Here is a 13407-nt window from a genome sequence, read left to right as displayed (position 1 = left end):
ATGGAGTATGGCGTGGCGCTTGCCCACTGCGATGGTTTTTTAGCGGCTAAAAGGGGAAGTGATGACGGTGCCAATAAAAATGCCGCTGCGAAAATGCAAGCGGCATGACATAGGACAGAGCAGCATTTTCTACTATGCAGTGCGCAACGAAGTGCAGCGCTGCCCGGAGCCGCAATGCGGCGCAGTGGCGGTGTGTCCGTTTTGTAAGATTTTTATCAACTCGCTAACAACGGCCCATTCTCTTTTTCACGATAAATCTTTTCCCTTTTCCATTTTCTTTCATCAATAAAGTATTTTACATAACGTAAAGGATATATATCCTCGCTGTCCATTAGCGGATCTTTATTGAAGTCTCTCCAAAATGGCTTAAGGTACTTAAAGGTTTTTAAAACTTTTTTATTAAAGTGAATGCTAAAATTATCCAATAAGAAACCCTTTTCATAAAAGAGCTCTATCGATTCTAGACAATAAGACTTACCTTCAAAATAAAAGTAATCTTCATCTTCTAAGGTATAAATCGCAAACTCTATTTGCTCAGAGAATAATGATTTTTCAACACAATAATAGCCGTCATAATCAACTTCCCATAAACGGCTCCATTCACCATCACTTTGTTTGACTTTTATATTCTTTGTCAAATTTGAATCTTGAATGGGTAAAAAATTTTTTCCCTGTAAATCTAACGAAAAGTATCGACAGAGATTTCCTTGAGGTAAAAAATAAGACAATCTGTAGAGAATTAAATTATTCATTGCAGCCACAGCCTTCTTGATATCGATACACCGCAGCACCTATACCAGCAGCGCCAAGTGCAGCAAATCCTTGGTTATATCGCTTATTTGTACGTCCTGCACCTGCCAATTGTTGCTCTGGACTTTTAGGTGGACGACGAGCATCAGCAGCTTTGTCTCGCGCTCTTAAAAATTCTCGCCAAGTAGGAGTTGAGTTACCGCCTCGATAGTACTCTTTGGTTCTCTTTCTATATCGTGAAGCACGATTAATCTGTCTAGATAAATTTCCACCTCTTGCGGCGGCTCTTGCAGGGATTGATGAGACCCTAACAACATAACCTACTCGTCCTACTGGCCCCATAGATGCTCCTGCTAAACCTCCACCTAGGTAAGCTAACGAACATTTATTAACACCACCAATACCTAACGCATCGCGGATATAACCAGCTCCAAGCGTGTCTCCAAAACCAGCGGAAAAATCAACTAGCCCTTGAGGCAATGGATCACCTATTGCCCATAGTCCATATGGGTCATAATAATTAATCGGATTTCCACCAACATAAGAATAAGTATTCGGCCCATCATATAAACCCAGCGGATCACTTTGGACATAACGGCCAATGCTCGCATCATAATCCCGATGCCAGTTGTAATTCAGGCCAGTAATTTCATCTTCATATTGCCCCGGAAAGCGAAGTTTAAAATCAACATCCACTTCATCACTTTCCACAACGATCGCACCAAACGGCTCATACTCCGCCGACCATACCACACGTTGATCAGCATTAGTAATCCGCTGGGGGGTGCCGAGGTGGTTGGTGTGGATGTAGTAGAGGTTTTCGGCGCCATTGTTTTCGTAGGTGGCCAGTGCGATTAATTCGGCGCCAAAATAAATGTACTCCCGCAGGGTTTGACCAGCGGCATCGGTGATGGCGATAAGCTGGCCGTTTTCATCGTAGTGATGATAATTAGCTTCGCCATTGGTGTCCCATTTGACTCGCTGGCCCATGGCATTGTGGGTAACGATTTGGGTATTGTTGCCTTTGGAAAATTCTGTTGGGCGGTTGTTGGCGCCGTACTCGATGGTGAGCGGTGTGCCGTTTTGCGTGTCTTCGATTGTGTTGCCGTTGGCATCGTGCTCGAAGCTTCTTGCTGTTAATTCGCCGTTATTATCAATTTCGATGGTTTTTAATTGATTGGCGTTGTCGGCGTAGGTGTAACGTTCGCTTCGAATATTGTCGTTGTGAGTGTGTGTTAATTCGATGCGATTGCCGACACCATCGTAATCAAAAATTTGTGTGCCGTAGAGATTGCCTTCGGCGGAGCTGAGCCGATCTAATCGGTCGTAATCGAAAACTTCATTGTGTTCACCATCAGCATCGGTAATGCCGGTGATATTGTTGGTGAGGTCATACACGTAATTCCGCGCCAACGTCGTGGCGTTGCCTTCGATGGTCAAGTTTTCTAAACGGTAATCCAAATCGTAATTGAGGGTTTTGGTTAAGCCGTTACCGTATTCGAAATGGTTTACGGGGCCGAAAGGTTGGTAGGCAATGTGGGTAATGAGATTTTGAGTATTGCCACCGTTGGGGCGTGTTTGTATGCGATTAACACGTCCTTGGTTGTCGTAATAAAAATACACCAACCGGCCACTGTGATAACGCATTAACGCCAACTGCCCAGCATCGTTATAGCGGTAACTGATGCCGTAACGGTTGCCATCGGCCACCACATTTTTTGTTGCCACGCCGCCTAGGTGATCGTACGTGTATTGAGTGGTGCCAGACGCATCGGTAATGTGCGTAAGCTGCCCAATACCAAAATTGCGTTCACTCTGGGTGTCGTAACGGTAGGTAATATTTTGGCTGGTATCACTGGGGTAAAGAATATCGGTTAAACGATTTAGCGCATCGTAACGATATTCGGTGCGAATGCCATTGGCGTTGGTTTCTGCGATTTGATTGCCGGCGTTGTCGTACTCAAAAACCGTGGTGCCGGTATCGGGGCTGATTAATTCAATTAAATCGCCAAAGCCGTTGTAGCGGTATTCGGTTTTTAAACCACGCTGATCGGTCACGCTGGTGATGCGATCTTGCGCGTCGTAAGAATACGTAATTTCACCGCCGTCGGCGTCGGTGGTTTTTTGAAGGCGATTTAAGGCATCAAACGCTTGGGCTGTGGTATGCGCTTTGGCGTTGGTATTTTCAATGGGGTTATTATTGCCATCATAACGAATATCGGTACTCTGGCCGTGGTTGCCCGTCGCGGTCATTAAACGGCTTAGCCCATCGAACACTTGGGTGTGACGATAATGCAAAGTGCCAGAGTGATCTTGAATGGTTTGTTCAAGAATATTGCCTTCGGTATCCAACGTTAATTCGATGCGATTGCCGTCGCCATCGGCCATCGCCGTTAAACGACGGTTGGGGTCGTATTCGTAATGAATGATGGCGCCGCTGGGTTGAATCGCAGTAATTAAATTACCGTTGAGGTCGTATTGATATTCAGTGGTGTTTTCAAGCTCGGTATCGACGGCCGTTATCACATGCGTTAAACGCTGCACCGCATCGTACATAAAACGATGTTGAATGCCGTTTTCATCTTGCAGCAATGTCACGTTGCCGTGGGCATCGTATTCCAGGTAGTCCACCGTGTGCCCAAGGGCGTTGCGCATTTGTTGTAAATCTCCCGCCTTATGAGTCGCGCTGGCGGTGTCGTAATAAATGTAAGTGGTGGTGGCGTTATCAAAAGTGCGTGTGCGGGTTAACGGGTTACCCAAGGCATCATAAGTAAATACCCATTCGCGTGCGGCAGTGGCTGGGTCGAGTTCGGCATCGAAGGCATTTTCGCCATTTAGGTCTTGTGTTGCTTGTTGTACCTCACGGCACAATAACGGTAAGACTTCATCCCCAAATGGGGCGGGGCTGCATGAGGCGATATCATTATTGTTAAAGGGGTCTGGCTGGCCGTTGTAAACGTAAGTGGTCATCACCCCCGGTGCGGCCACGGCAGTGGGTTTTAATAAATTCAAATCCCATTGGGTGGTGGTTTTTACGGCACCTGCGGGTAAAGTGACACGGCCTAAAAACGTGCCTCGGCTACGTGGGGGTAACCCCTCAACGCGAGTTTGTTCAAAGCCATGAATGGAGTGATACGCGTATTCTGAAATATTGCCGTTAGCATCGGTTTTTTTTGTGATGCGGCCTTCGGTGTCGTAGGTGTAGCGAGTTTGGGCGCGGCGGTTTTCGGCACTGGCGTCGGTGGTCGGAACATTTTTTTCTGTTAAACGACGAGTCCCATCTTCTAAAGCACGACCAAAATACCAAGCCTCAGAAAGCCCTAAGCTGTTCTGAATGGTGTAACTTCTAGATGTATTGGTTAAACCAGAAATAGAAATTTTATTTGCACCATTAAATCCCTCGGTGGAGATGGCTCGACTATTCGAAGAGTTGTAGTGATAAGTGCCAATACGATTACCGAAAGAATCAAATTTACCCGTAAGGTAACGAGCCCGATCCGTATTGCTGGGGTCGCCACCAAAGTCAACTTCATTGTAGGTATAACGAATCGATTTTCCATCTGGCCATGTTACGGTATCGATTAAACTATAATTAATCGCACCTTCCTCTTCTCCAATGTAACGGTAATGAATAAAACCCCCGGTGGGTAGTTGGACTTGTCTTAATTGGCGATGTTGGTTGTAATGGTAAACTAGCGAGCGCCCTGTGTGATCGGTTTTTTGTTTTAATAAACCATCTTCGTATTCGTATCTTACGAAGCCACCATTTAATTCATAGGTTGCTAACGGAAAGCCTTTTTCATCGAAATAGGTACGATTGCCGTTACGATGAGTAAGTAGCCATGCGGCATTCGGTTCAGCATCAATACTAATGGGTTTAACTTCTAAACGCCCATTATGGCCACCTTGTGGCTTATAATTATTTCCTTGTTTTTGGAAGTTAATAAATTTCCCATTTAACCAAACGTAAATCGACTCCCCTAAATAATAGGAACGGCAGATGGTTTTAGGAACGGTGATAGTGTCATTTGGTTCAGACGTAGTTAAGTCATACTCAATCGTTTCATAGATTGTGCAATAGGAAAGCGCATCCGATTCATTGGCAAAACGACTTAAGACTAAACGAGGTTCCGTTTTAAAACTCCACCCTTGATGTTGGTTTTGATAAGAACGATGTAAATTTAATAGACCTGTTTTTGATTGATAATCTGTTTCAAATTCGTATTTATCGCCGGAGGCTACATCAATAGGGTTACCCATTCGGCATGATTGGTACTCTTGGCGTTCGCACCATTCTGAACGACTACCATCATCATGATCTTCTCTATGCAGTCCATAACCGTCTGGACAAGTATTTAGAAAAGCGATTCTGAGGGGGCCTAGCTCATACTCTAAATCATCGTCTATATTATTTATAATTTTGCGTTGACCTGTTGCGCTATATTCCGAGGCTTTTTCATTGAGAGTAAGCGAATTTTCTAAGGGAGTATAGTTTTCTATACTCTCCCAGTCGCAATTCCAATCGCCATTAGGGCCCTTAAGTTGTGTTTGGAATTCTACGCATCCATCATATCGTTTTTGCCTGTACGCATTTTGATGAGAAATCAGTTCATCAATACTCAGCTGGCGTGTGTTGTCGCCGATAAGATAGTAGAGCTCAATCGGTTCTATCCGATTGGTATCCGCAACCACATACCCAGATAACCCGATGAACATTATCATCGAGAAAAATAAAAAAATTCGTTTCATAAAAAGAAAACCCTACGCTATCCGTAATAAACCTTTCCCACCCATCAAGTTGAGCATAAACGAAGAGTATGCTAAGGCTGGTATTGTGAATGTACATTTAATCAGGGGTGGCTTTGTACACAAAAAGATCGATAAGATCAATCAAGAAAAGGCACTGAGCGCCATGGATTTTTCCAGCAATTAATTCATTTGAGAACAGGGGGCGGGTATTTTCTTGGTTGACTATTTTTTAAACTAAAAAGAAAGAGAAGTTTAGAAGCAACATGGCTATTCACGCCAAGGTGGTTGCAAAGTGGTCAAGTTAAAGTACGTAGACTAAAAAGAAACCATTTTGATAAGTTATGTAAAGAAATCTGAAGATTTCTTTTATGACCAACAATTCACTCACCCTCCTATAATCTCTATATAAAAGCATTTTTACAACAATCTCTGTATAAAAAGTATTTCTAAATTAATCCCCCTAACTGCTAATACAGAAAGGGAATTATTTTTTAAAACTACCCCGAAATTTTTCCTTAATCCGTTCGAGATAAAAATTCTCGAACGGTTTCCACGAATAAGTCTGAGGCAGGCTCACGGCCCAGCAGCAAATGACCATCGCTGTCTAATCCAACAAATTCGGCGTTAGGGATGGTGGCCGCGATGTCACGCCCGGTCGCCACTGGAATACGTAAATCCCCCATCGAATGAATCACTAGGGTCGGCACCTGCACTTTCGATAATTGATGACGTACATCAATATCACCAAACACCGATAAAAAACGTACGGCATTTTCGGGGGAGGTGGTTAATCGTTGAAATTCATTAAACCATGCCAGCTCTTGCGCGTTGGCACTGGGCATAAACGTGGATGAAAAAATTTGTCGATACGCTGGATTATCTTGTCCCCAGCCAGTGGAGGTGAGTGTCATAACGGCTTCGCGCTCTTTTATGGTCGCCTCACTGGCTCCAATTCGCCAACCGGCTGCGTACCCGCCAAATAAAATTAAATGGCTCACTCGCTCAGGGTATCGAATGGCGTATTCAATAGAGACCGCCGCCCCTTGGGAAATACCCAGTAATGCAAAGCGATCAACGCCACTGGCATCAACAACCGTTTCTAAATCCGTCACAAACGACTCAAAAGAAATGGTGTCGACTTCCCAATCGGATAAACCATTCCCTCGCTCATCGTAACGAATAAACTGATGATCGGTGGCTAACTCTCGAAACAGGGGGCTCCAAATGGGGGAGTCCCAATCGTGCTCTAAATGACTGAGCCAATTGGCCGCTTTCACAATGGGAGTACCTTCGCCAATGGTGGCATAGGCAATTCGGACTCCGTCTTCTGCGGTGCAAAATTGAATCTTTTGACGCGCCAGCAATTCCCTCTGACGCCTTCTCGTTTTTTGAGCATCGGTATCATAGGCAATAGACGTCGCTGCTGTGCTCCTCTCTTGATTTGTGCTTTCCTGGTTTGAGCTCTCCTGATTCGTGCTCTCTTCTCTTATATTTTCTGCCGTTAGAATTTGATCGCTATTTGAGCTGGTTTCACTGGTGTTCGCTACCTTACTGGCAACGAAAGGGGGGGGTGCGTGAGACGACTCTTTTTTTACATCGGATGACTTATAAGCATCGGATGACCAAGATATACCTGCATTACGAAAACGCTTCACCAGCTTCGCTTGGCATTGCTCCAACTCTTGCAACTGACCCAGTGCAGACAAACGCGATAACAAACATGTCGCCGCAGCGGGTGTGTAAGGCTCTAACGTTTCCCAAGCTTCGGCCCATTGCAGTTGTTCTAACGGGTCAATATCTGGGTGTGAGGCCAATCTTGACAGTAGTTTTCCGCGTAGGCGATCCATTTCCGCACGCTCAGCGGTTAACCATTGCTGATAAATATGTTGGTTCGGTAATTCGGTGCCGTCTAATAATGGCTCTTTCAGTTGCTGATGGCACCATTTTAAGTTAGAGGCGGAAGTCGTCTTATCATCCAACGCCTGCGAAATACGGTGCACATCTATCTCAATGCCTTCTGTGGTTAGTGAAGCCCGCTCACGGTCGGCCACTAGACGTTCATTATCCAACTCATTCACTAACGGACGGATTTTACTTAACGACCACCGCAGTGAGCCTCTCGGGTCATCCGGGATCTCCCAAAACATCTCACAGAGGCGGTCGCGGCGGTGAGGGCGAGCCGTTAGCACCAAATACCCCAACAAAGCGCGAGTCTTCTTTGAGGGCGGCAAATTCAACGGCGTGCCATCACGAGAAATTGAAAGCTCCCCGAGAAGATTCATTGATAGACCCATACTTTTTTATTCCACCTCACGATATTTCATTATTTGTTGCTTTATCTACTGCTTTATCTATTGCTTTGAAGCCCAGTTTTGATGCTCGCCGTGATAAGCCTTAAAAAGAGAAATAGTACAAATTTTAAAATACCACGGCCATTTCAACGGTGGCTTACACGGTGCCTCATTATGCTTGATTTTATCAAGGCTGCGTGTGGATAACGGATTGAGTTGTCCACTCCATAGAAAAATATTCGTCTAAAAAGACGCCTGATGCTGTTATTAAGTTATCGATTTATTGATTTTGAGCGAGTGTTAAAGAGGCAAAGATGGGATATATCACGAACGATCCGTTAAAACATGAAAAGAAACAGAGTAATCTTTCGGCAAATGATCAATCGGCAGTCAAGCAACCCACAAAACGTTTAACGTTTGCAGAATACTTATGGCTGGACGGCCATCAACCCATACAACAACTGCGCTCCAAATCGAAAGTGATCAACCTTCCCCTCAAGCCTGTGATCACCGACTTTCCAATATGGCGATTTGATGGTTCAGCGACAAAACAAGCGCACAACGAAGAGTCAGAGTGCGTTTTAAAACCCATCCGGGTCTACCGAGACCCATTTCATAATGACGACCAAGGCCTTGGCGATCGCTATCTCATTCTTTGCGAAGTGCAAGACTCGGCGGGCAATACACACTATACCAATCATCGTGCCCGGCTTTACAGCGCGATTCGTACAGCGGGCGAAGAAATTACCCCCCAATTTGAGTATCAACAGAGATATACCCTTCTTTCTGATACCCATCTATCTGATAACAATCTATCTGATAACAATCTATCTGATAACAACGCATTAGACCGTGATTCCTCAGACAGGAGAAACAGGGTGCAGCCAACTCACCATGAGAGCTCCTCTTATTGTGGGGTCGGCCACCAACGGGTTTTCGGCAGAGACATTGCCGAAGCTCATGCTAGCGCCTGCATTCGAGCAGGCGTATTACTCAATAGCACACACGCCGAAAAGACACCTGGTGAATGGGCGTTCCAGATTGGTAATCACAGCAACGGGGAACAGGACGACCCTCTTGCCAGCACAGATGATGTCTGGCTCTCCCGATACTTACTCCATCGTATCGGCGAACAGTTTGGTGTCACGATTTTATTGGATGTCACGCATTCTGCCCCCCCCTTAAAGGTGAATTTTTCTACTGCCTTTACACGTGACCCACGCTGCGGGCTTTCTGCCCTTAGGGTGTTAGTTAATGCCCTTCTCCCCAGCCGTAATGAGGGAACTGAAATGAACTTCATAAGCCAGGGACCTTATGCAAAGGAGAGCACCCTAACCGTCGACCACTCTAACGGCATCCGTATCCCCGATAGCGTGATTCAACAAGGCCATGGCTATTTGGAAGACTGGCGCATGCACCCAAGCAACGACCCCTACATCATTGGGAAATCCCTGATGGATGCAATCCTTAAGCTGAGCTAATTAAATGGCCTTCTATGGCTCTCTATGTACCAATCTATGTACCAATAGAGAGTCAGGGGCTCTTCAATAAACATTAAAAGGTGCTTATAACGTTAGACAAATACTTACAAAACCGTACTGATAAAGCGGTACTGATAACAGAAGACTTATAAAAAAGCGCTTATAAGAGTGTTTATAAAAAGTACTATATTGGTGAATGCAAGATAACTACCCAGATTTGATATTCTTAAAAGTTTGCCCTTGCCAGTTTCTAATTACACATAGAAGGAAATAAGTGCCAATAAAACTAATACTGATTTTTTTATAAAAAGACTGCAACTTTCTTCAAGCGGGTATCGTAATTAAGAGTAAGTCATCAGTTACAAAGTAACATAAGTCACATAGACTGTTTAACCCAATGCTGATCACCTTGAATATGCGGGTTATTTTTAATAAAAAACTAAATATTGCTTTATTTTTGAGCAATCTCTTTTTAAGAAAGAATATCGAGGAAGACTCACTTTATGGAACCTATTACTCAACTTATTACCCGCTGGAAAGACGACGATGAGTACGCATTGGATCATCTTATTACCGTTGCTTATAGTCGATTACATACCTCAGCTAAACAAGCATTAGGCTATTACGGCAATAACGCATCTATTCAAGCACCGGAATTAGTCAATGAATTATATTTACATTTCCGTCAACAACAGCAAATTAAATACACGTCTTCACAGCACTTTTTTGCCATCGCCGCGCTAAAACTAAAACAAATATTGAATACACGGCACGAGAAAAAAACCGCGAAGAAAAGAGATTACGGACAAAAGGTAGACAGCGAAGTTTTGGAACTTACCGCAGGTGACCAATCTACAATTGAAAAATTAGTGTTAAGCAATACTTTAGAATACTTGGAGTCAATTGACCCAACCAATGCCCGAGTTGCTGAATTAAAATTATTCTGGGAATTTAACAATACCGAAATTGCCGCACTGTTAAACATCAGCGAAAGCACAGTTAACCGCAAATGGAAGACCACCAAATCAATTCTTGCAAAAAAAATGAAAGAGGACGAGAGCTGTGTCAACTAACACCACAATGGAAAAAGAAGCCTATGCATTATTGGAAGATTCAGCCGAATTAACTCGGTCGTCTCAACTCGAATTTCTTCATAATGTTTGTAAAAACAACCCAACATTACTTAAACATTGTTTAACTTTATTGGGCGACGACATCAATGATGCTGACTTTATGGAAATGGCATACGGAGAATCAAACTCTCAAGAACCCGTATATGACACCCAAGGTACTCAAATTGGCAATTATCGAATCGAAGAAAAAATTGGCAGTGGTGGCGCAGCCGATGTGCATTTAGCGGTACGTACCGATGATGTACACCACCAACCTGTCGCACTCAAAATTATTAAAGGCTGGGGACATACTCATGAATTAGCTGAGCGCATGAAGCGCGAGCGCAGAATTTTATCGCAACTCAGACACCCTAATATCGCCAGTTTTCTTGATGGTGGTAACGCGAAGGATGGACGTCCGTACTATGTACTGGAATATATTAAAGGTGAATCCATTACTGATTACTGCAACAACCATAAATTATCATTAAAAGATCGTTTGATTTTATTTCGAAAAGTTTGCGATGCCGTCTCTGCTGCACACTCACAATTGATTCTTCATCGTGATTTAAAACCCTCCAATATTTTGGTTACAGAAGATGGATCGCCCAAACTACTGGATTTTGGTATCGCCAAATTACTGGATGACAGTGATAATCAAGCGCAATTAACCCAATTTTTTGCTCCAATGACGCCGCAATATGCGAGCCCTGAACAGATAAAACAAGAACCACTATCGGTCGCGAGTGATCAATACAGCCTAGGTATTCTTTTATATCAGTTGATCACCGGTGAGCTTCCCTATGACACAAAAGAAAGTTCGATGGCCCATATTACCGGCAATCTTACATTGAAACGCCCAAGTCATGGAGTGGCCAATAATAAAAACCATAACGACAATGAAAAACGACGCTTAATCAAGCAATTGAAAGGCGACCTTGACGCCATTGTGATGAAAGCGATTCATAAAGAAGCTGACTACCGCTACCCATCGGTAAAAGAACTATCAGAAGACATTCGCAGATATTTAGAAAATAAACCCGTTCACGCTCAGAAGCGCAGCTATTGGTATCAAACTCGTCGTTTTTTACAACGCAATTTAGCCACAGTTGCCATTTCATTGATATTTGCCTGTGCCACCACTTTCATTGGTATCACTCAGCAAATGCGTATTATCGAAGAAAGAGACCAAGCCATTTTGGAGCGAGAGAAGTTTAAACAAACCCAGTACTTTTTACTGAGTTTGTTTAAATTCTCTCACCCTGAAAAAAATTACGGAGATGAATTAACAGTAAAACAGGTGTTAGACCGAGGTGCAGACTCTATTAAAAATCAATTTAATGATCAGCCTTCTGTAAAAGTCACCCTAATGACCACTTTAGCCAAGGCCTATAAAAAACTGCAACTGCCGGAAAAAGCAATTGAATTGTATACCGCTTCATTTGAACTTCAAAAGGCAATCGAAAGTACGCCTAACGAAATGATGGCAACCACGTTAAGCAATATCGCTGAACTGTTGACATTAAGAGGGGAAAATAAAAAAGCAAATAACTATCTCAATCAGGCCATTGCTATTTATCAAGAATTAGATGAGAAGGACCCCAAAAATGAAGCCGATGCCTATTCTGCTGCGGGCATACTTGCTAATCGATTAGGAAAATACAAGGAAAGCAAACAATTCTTATCTCATTCTCTCTCTATTCGAGAAGCACACTTTGAACAGAACCACCGAGAGATTATCAAAAGCCATATGGAGCTGGGTGTAGTTTACACAGCAGAAGGCAACTATGAACAAGCCCAATACTATAACGAACAAGCGCTTATTTTAGCCAAACAGAATCCTAAAGAAAATTACACAACCCTAAGCTCTGTTCACAACACCATTGCCGTCACTTATCATTTGCAAGGCAATTTACAAAAAGCGGAAGAGCACTACCAAGAATCCATCAAAATTCGCACTAATCTTTTTGGTGAAAATAACATCAAATTAGTAACGTCTTACAATAATTTAGGGGAAGTGCATACGGCACTGAACAATTTTGATAAGGCAATACAATACCACGAAAAATCACTCGCCATTCTTGAAAAAAACAACAATAAAGAACGCTATCTTCTTGCCGTTACCCATAATCGCTTGGGTGATGCTTTAATTGGCAAACATCACTTTGATAGCGCTCACCATCACTTACAGCTCTCCCTAGACATACGTAAAGAAATTTATGGTGATCAACATCATGACCTTGCCAAGTCTTACCACAGCTTTGGCGATCTCTACTCGGCCATGGACAGTCGAGATAAAGCAAAAGAGAGCTATGAAAAAGCCCTCTCTATTCGACTTCGAGCCTACGGTGAAGAGCATGCACTCACAAAGGAAACCCTAAAAGCAATAAACAGCCTTAAATTAAACGCTTTAAAATACGAACAGACCAACTCTTATTAAATGTTGTTGTCATATTCATATAACTTTTCCCGAAATATTCCGAAAAAAATCTATCAAAGTCATCTATATTAGAAAAACGAAATTGTCCGAAGTTCGGATCAAAATATTCAACGTCTCCTTCACATGAAATAAAAGCAGCTACTGCATGAGCAGATTTTTGCCGTAAAACTGTCCGTAAACGCCAAACCAACAACCTCCTACAACCCCACCTTCCAAACCAATAACCTACTGTCTCCACCCAAAGGAGACTACCATGCCAAAATACCGCCGTTACAACTGGCCTCACCTCTTGTCAGAATTTGAAAAATCTGATCTAACCCAAGTGGAATTCTGCAAGCAACACAACGTTAACCCTAAATATTTCAGCATCAAACTGTCCGAACGAAAGAAAGCTCAAGCAAAGCAAGCTTTTACAACCGTGGTTGTACAACCCCATAAAGAACCCACACAGCCTCAACCCTTGGACAAGCTCATCATAGAAATAGGCCAATGCAAAATTCATTGCCCAGCCGCCATGTCCATACCCAATCTCGTTGCCCTAGTGAAATCGCTGACATGATTGAATGGACTCACTCTACTCCGAT

Annotated in this window: 8 protein-coding genes; 4 read left to right on the top strand and 4 right to left on the bottom strand. The window is 43.4% G+C overall.

Annotated features, from left to right (window positions below; all coding sequences use genetic code 11):
* Positions 1 to 215: 215 nt before the first annotated feature.
* The 3 genes from LU351_RS19630 to LU351_RS19620 form a co-directional block, all read right to left on the bottom strand.
* Entirely contained in the window at positions 216 to 752 is a 537-nt protein-coding gene (locus LU351_RS19630) for a hypothetical protein (RefSeq protein WP_232595796.1), read from the bottom strand.
* Positions 745 to 5499, bottom strand: coding sequence for an RHS repeat-associated core domain-containing protein (locus LU351_RS19625; protein WP_232595795.1), 4755 nt, complete (start codon positions 5497 to 5499; stop codon positions 745 to 747). Before LU351_RS19625 ends, LU351_RS19630 begins: the two co-directional genes overlap by 8 nt.
* Positions 5500 to 6014: 515 nt before the next feature.
* The gene (locus tag LU351_RS19620; RefSeq protein WP_232595794.1) at positions 6015 to 7793 is read right to left on the bottom strand and encodes a bifunctional AfsR/SARP family transcriptional regulator/alpha/beta hydrolase; all 1779 of its coding nucleotides are present in this window, start codon (positions 7791 to 7793) and stop codon (positions 6015 to 6017) included.
* Positions 7794 to 8104: 311 nt separating this feature from the next.
* Here LU351_RS19620 and LU351_RS19615 point away from each other — a divergent pair, with 311 nt between their 5' ends.
* The 3 genes from LU351_RS19615 (at position 8105) to LU351_RS19605 (ending at position 12823) form a co-directional block, all read left to right on the top strand.
* Positions 8105 to 9271: a glutamine synthetase beta-grasp domain-containing protein gene (locus LU351_RS19615; protein WP_232595793.1), complete on the top strand. Its 1167-nt coding sequence runs from the start codon at positions 8105 to 8107 to the stop codon at positions 9269 to 9271.
* Between the two features lie 503 nt (positions 9272 to 9774).
* On the top strand, positions 9775 to 10344 hold the full coding sequence (locus LU351_RS19610; RefSeq protein ID WP_232595792.1) for an ECF-type sigma factor: 570 nt from the start codon (positions 9775 to 9777) through the stop codon (positions 10342 to 10344).
* Positions 10334 to 12823, top strand: coding sequence for a serine/threonine-protein kinase (locus tag LU351_RS19605; RefSeq protein WP_232595791.1), 2490 nt, complete (start codon positions 10334 to 10336; stop codon positions 12821 to 12823). The genes LU351_RS19610 and LU351_RS19605 overlap by 11 nt, the downstream gene beginning before the upstream one ends.
* On the opposite strand, the gene LU351_RS21090 is transcribed toward LU351_RS19605, so the two are convergent.
* A complete protein-coding gene (locus LU351_RS21090) occupies positions 12780 to 13061 on the bottom strand; it encodes a YopT-type cysteine protease domain-containing protein (RefSeq protein WP_416053976.1) in 282 nt (93 codons plus the stop codon). The two genes, LU351_RS19605 and LU351_RS21090, sit on opposite strands and share 44 nt — an antisense overlap.
* Positions 13062 to 13076: 15 nt before the next feature.
* On the opposite strand from LU351_RS21090, the gene tnpA reads away from it, so the two are divergent.
* Positions 13077 to 13382 carry an IS66 family insertion sequence element accessory protein TnpA gene (gene tnpA, locus LU351_RS19600; protein WP_232595790.1) on the top strand — a complete coding sequence of 102 codons (306 nt, stop codon included), beginning with the start codon at positions 13077 to 13079 and terminating at the stop codon, positions 13380 to 13382.
* The last annotated feature ends 25 nt before the right edge of the window (positions 13383 to 13407 follow it).

Origin of the sequence: Marinibactrum halimedae, from assembly GCF_021234875.1 — a bacterium.
Lineage (GTDB): Bacteria > Pseudomonadota > Gammaproteobacteria > Pseudomonadales > Cellvibrionaceae > Marinibactrum > Marinibactrum halimedae.
This window is presented reverse-complemented; position numbering and strand designations above follow the sequence as displayed.

Excerpts from the sequence above, each read along its gene's own strand:
- tnpA (WP_232595790.1), top strand. The coding sequence starts at position 13,077 with ATGCCAAAATACCGCCGTTACAACTGGCCTCACCTCTTGTCAGAATTT.
- LU351_RS19615 (WP_232595793.1), top strand. The coding sequence starts at position 8,105 with ATGGGATATATCACGAACGATCCGTTAAAACATGAAAAGAAACAGAGT.
- LU351_RS19630 (WP_232595796.1), bottom strand. The coding sequence starts at position 752 with ATGAATAATTTAATTCTCTACAGATTGTCTTATTTTTTACCTCAAGGA.
- LU351_RS19620 (WP_232595794.1), bottom strand. The coding sequence starts at position 7,793 with ATGGGTCTATCAATGAATCTTCTCGGGGAGCTTTCAATTTCTCGTGAT.
- LU351_RS19625 (WP_232595795.1), bottom strand. The coding sequence starts at position 5,499 with ATGAAACGAATTTTTTTATTTTTCTCGATGATAATGTTCATCGGGTTA.
- LU351_RS19610 (WP_232595792.1), top strand. The coding sequence starts at position 9,775 with ATGGAACCTATTACTCAACTTATTACCCGCTGGAAAGACGACGATGAG.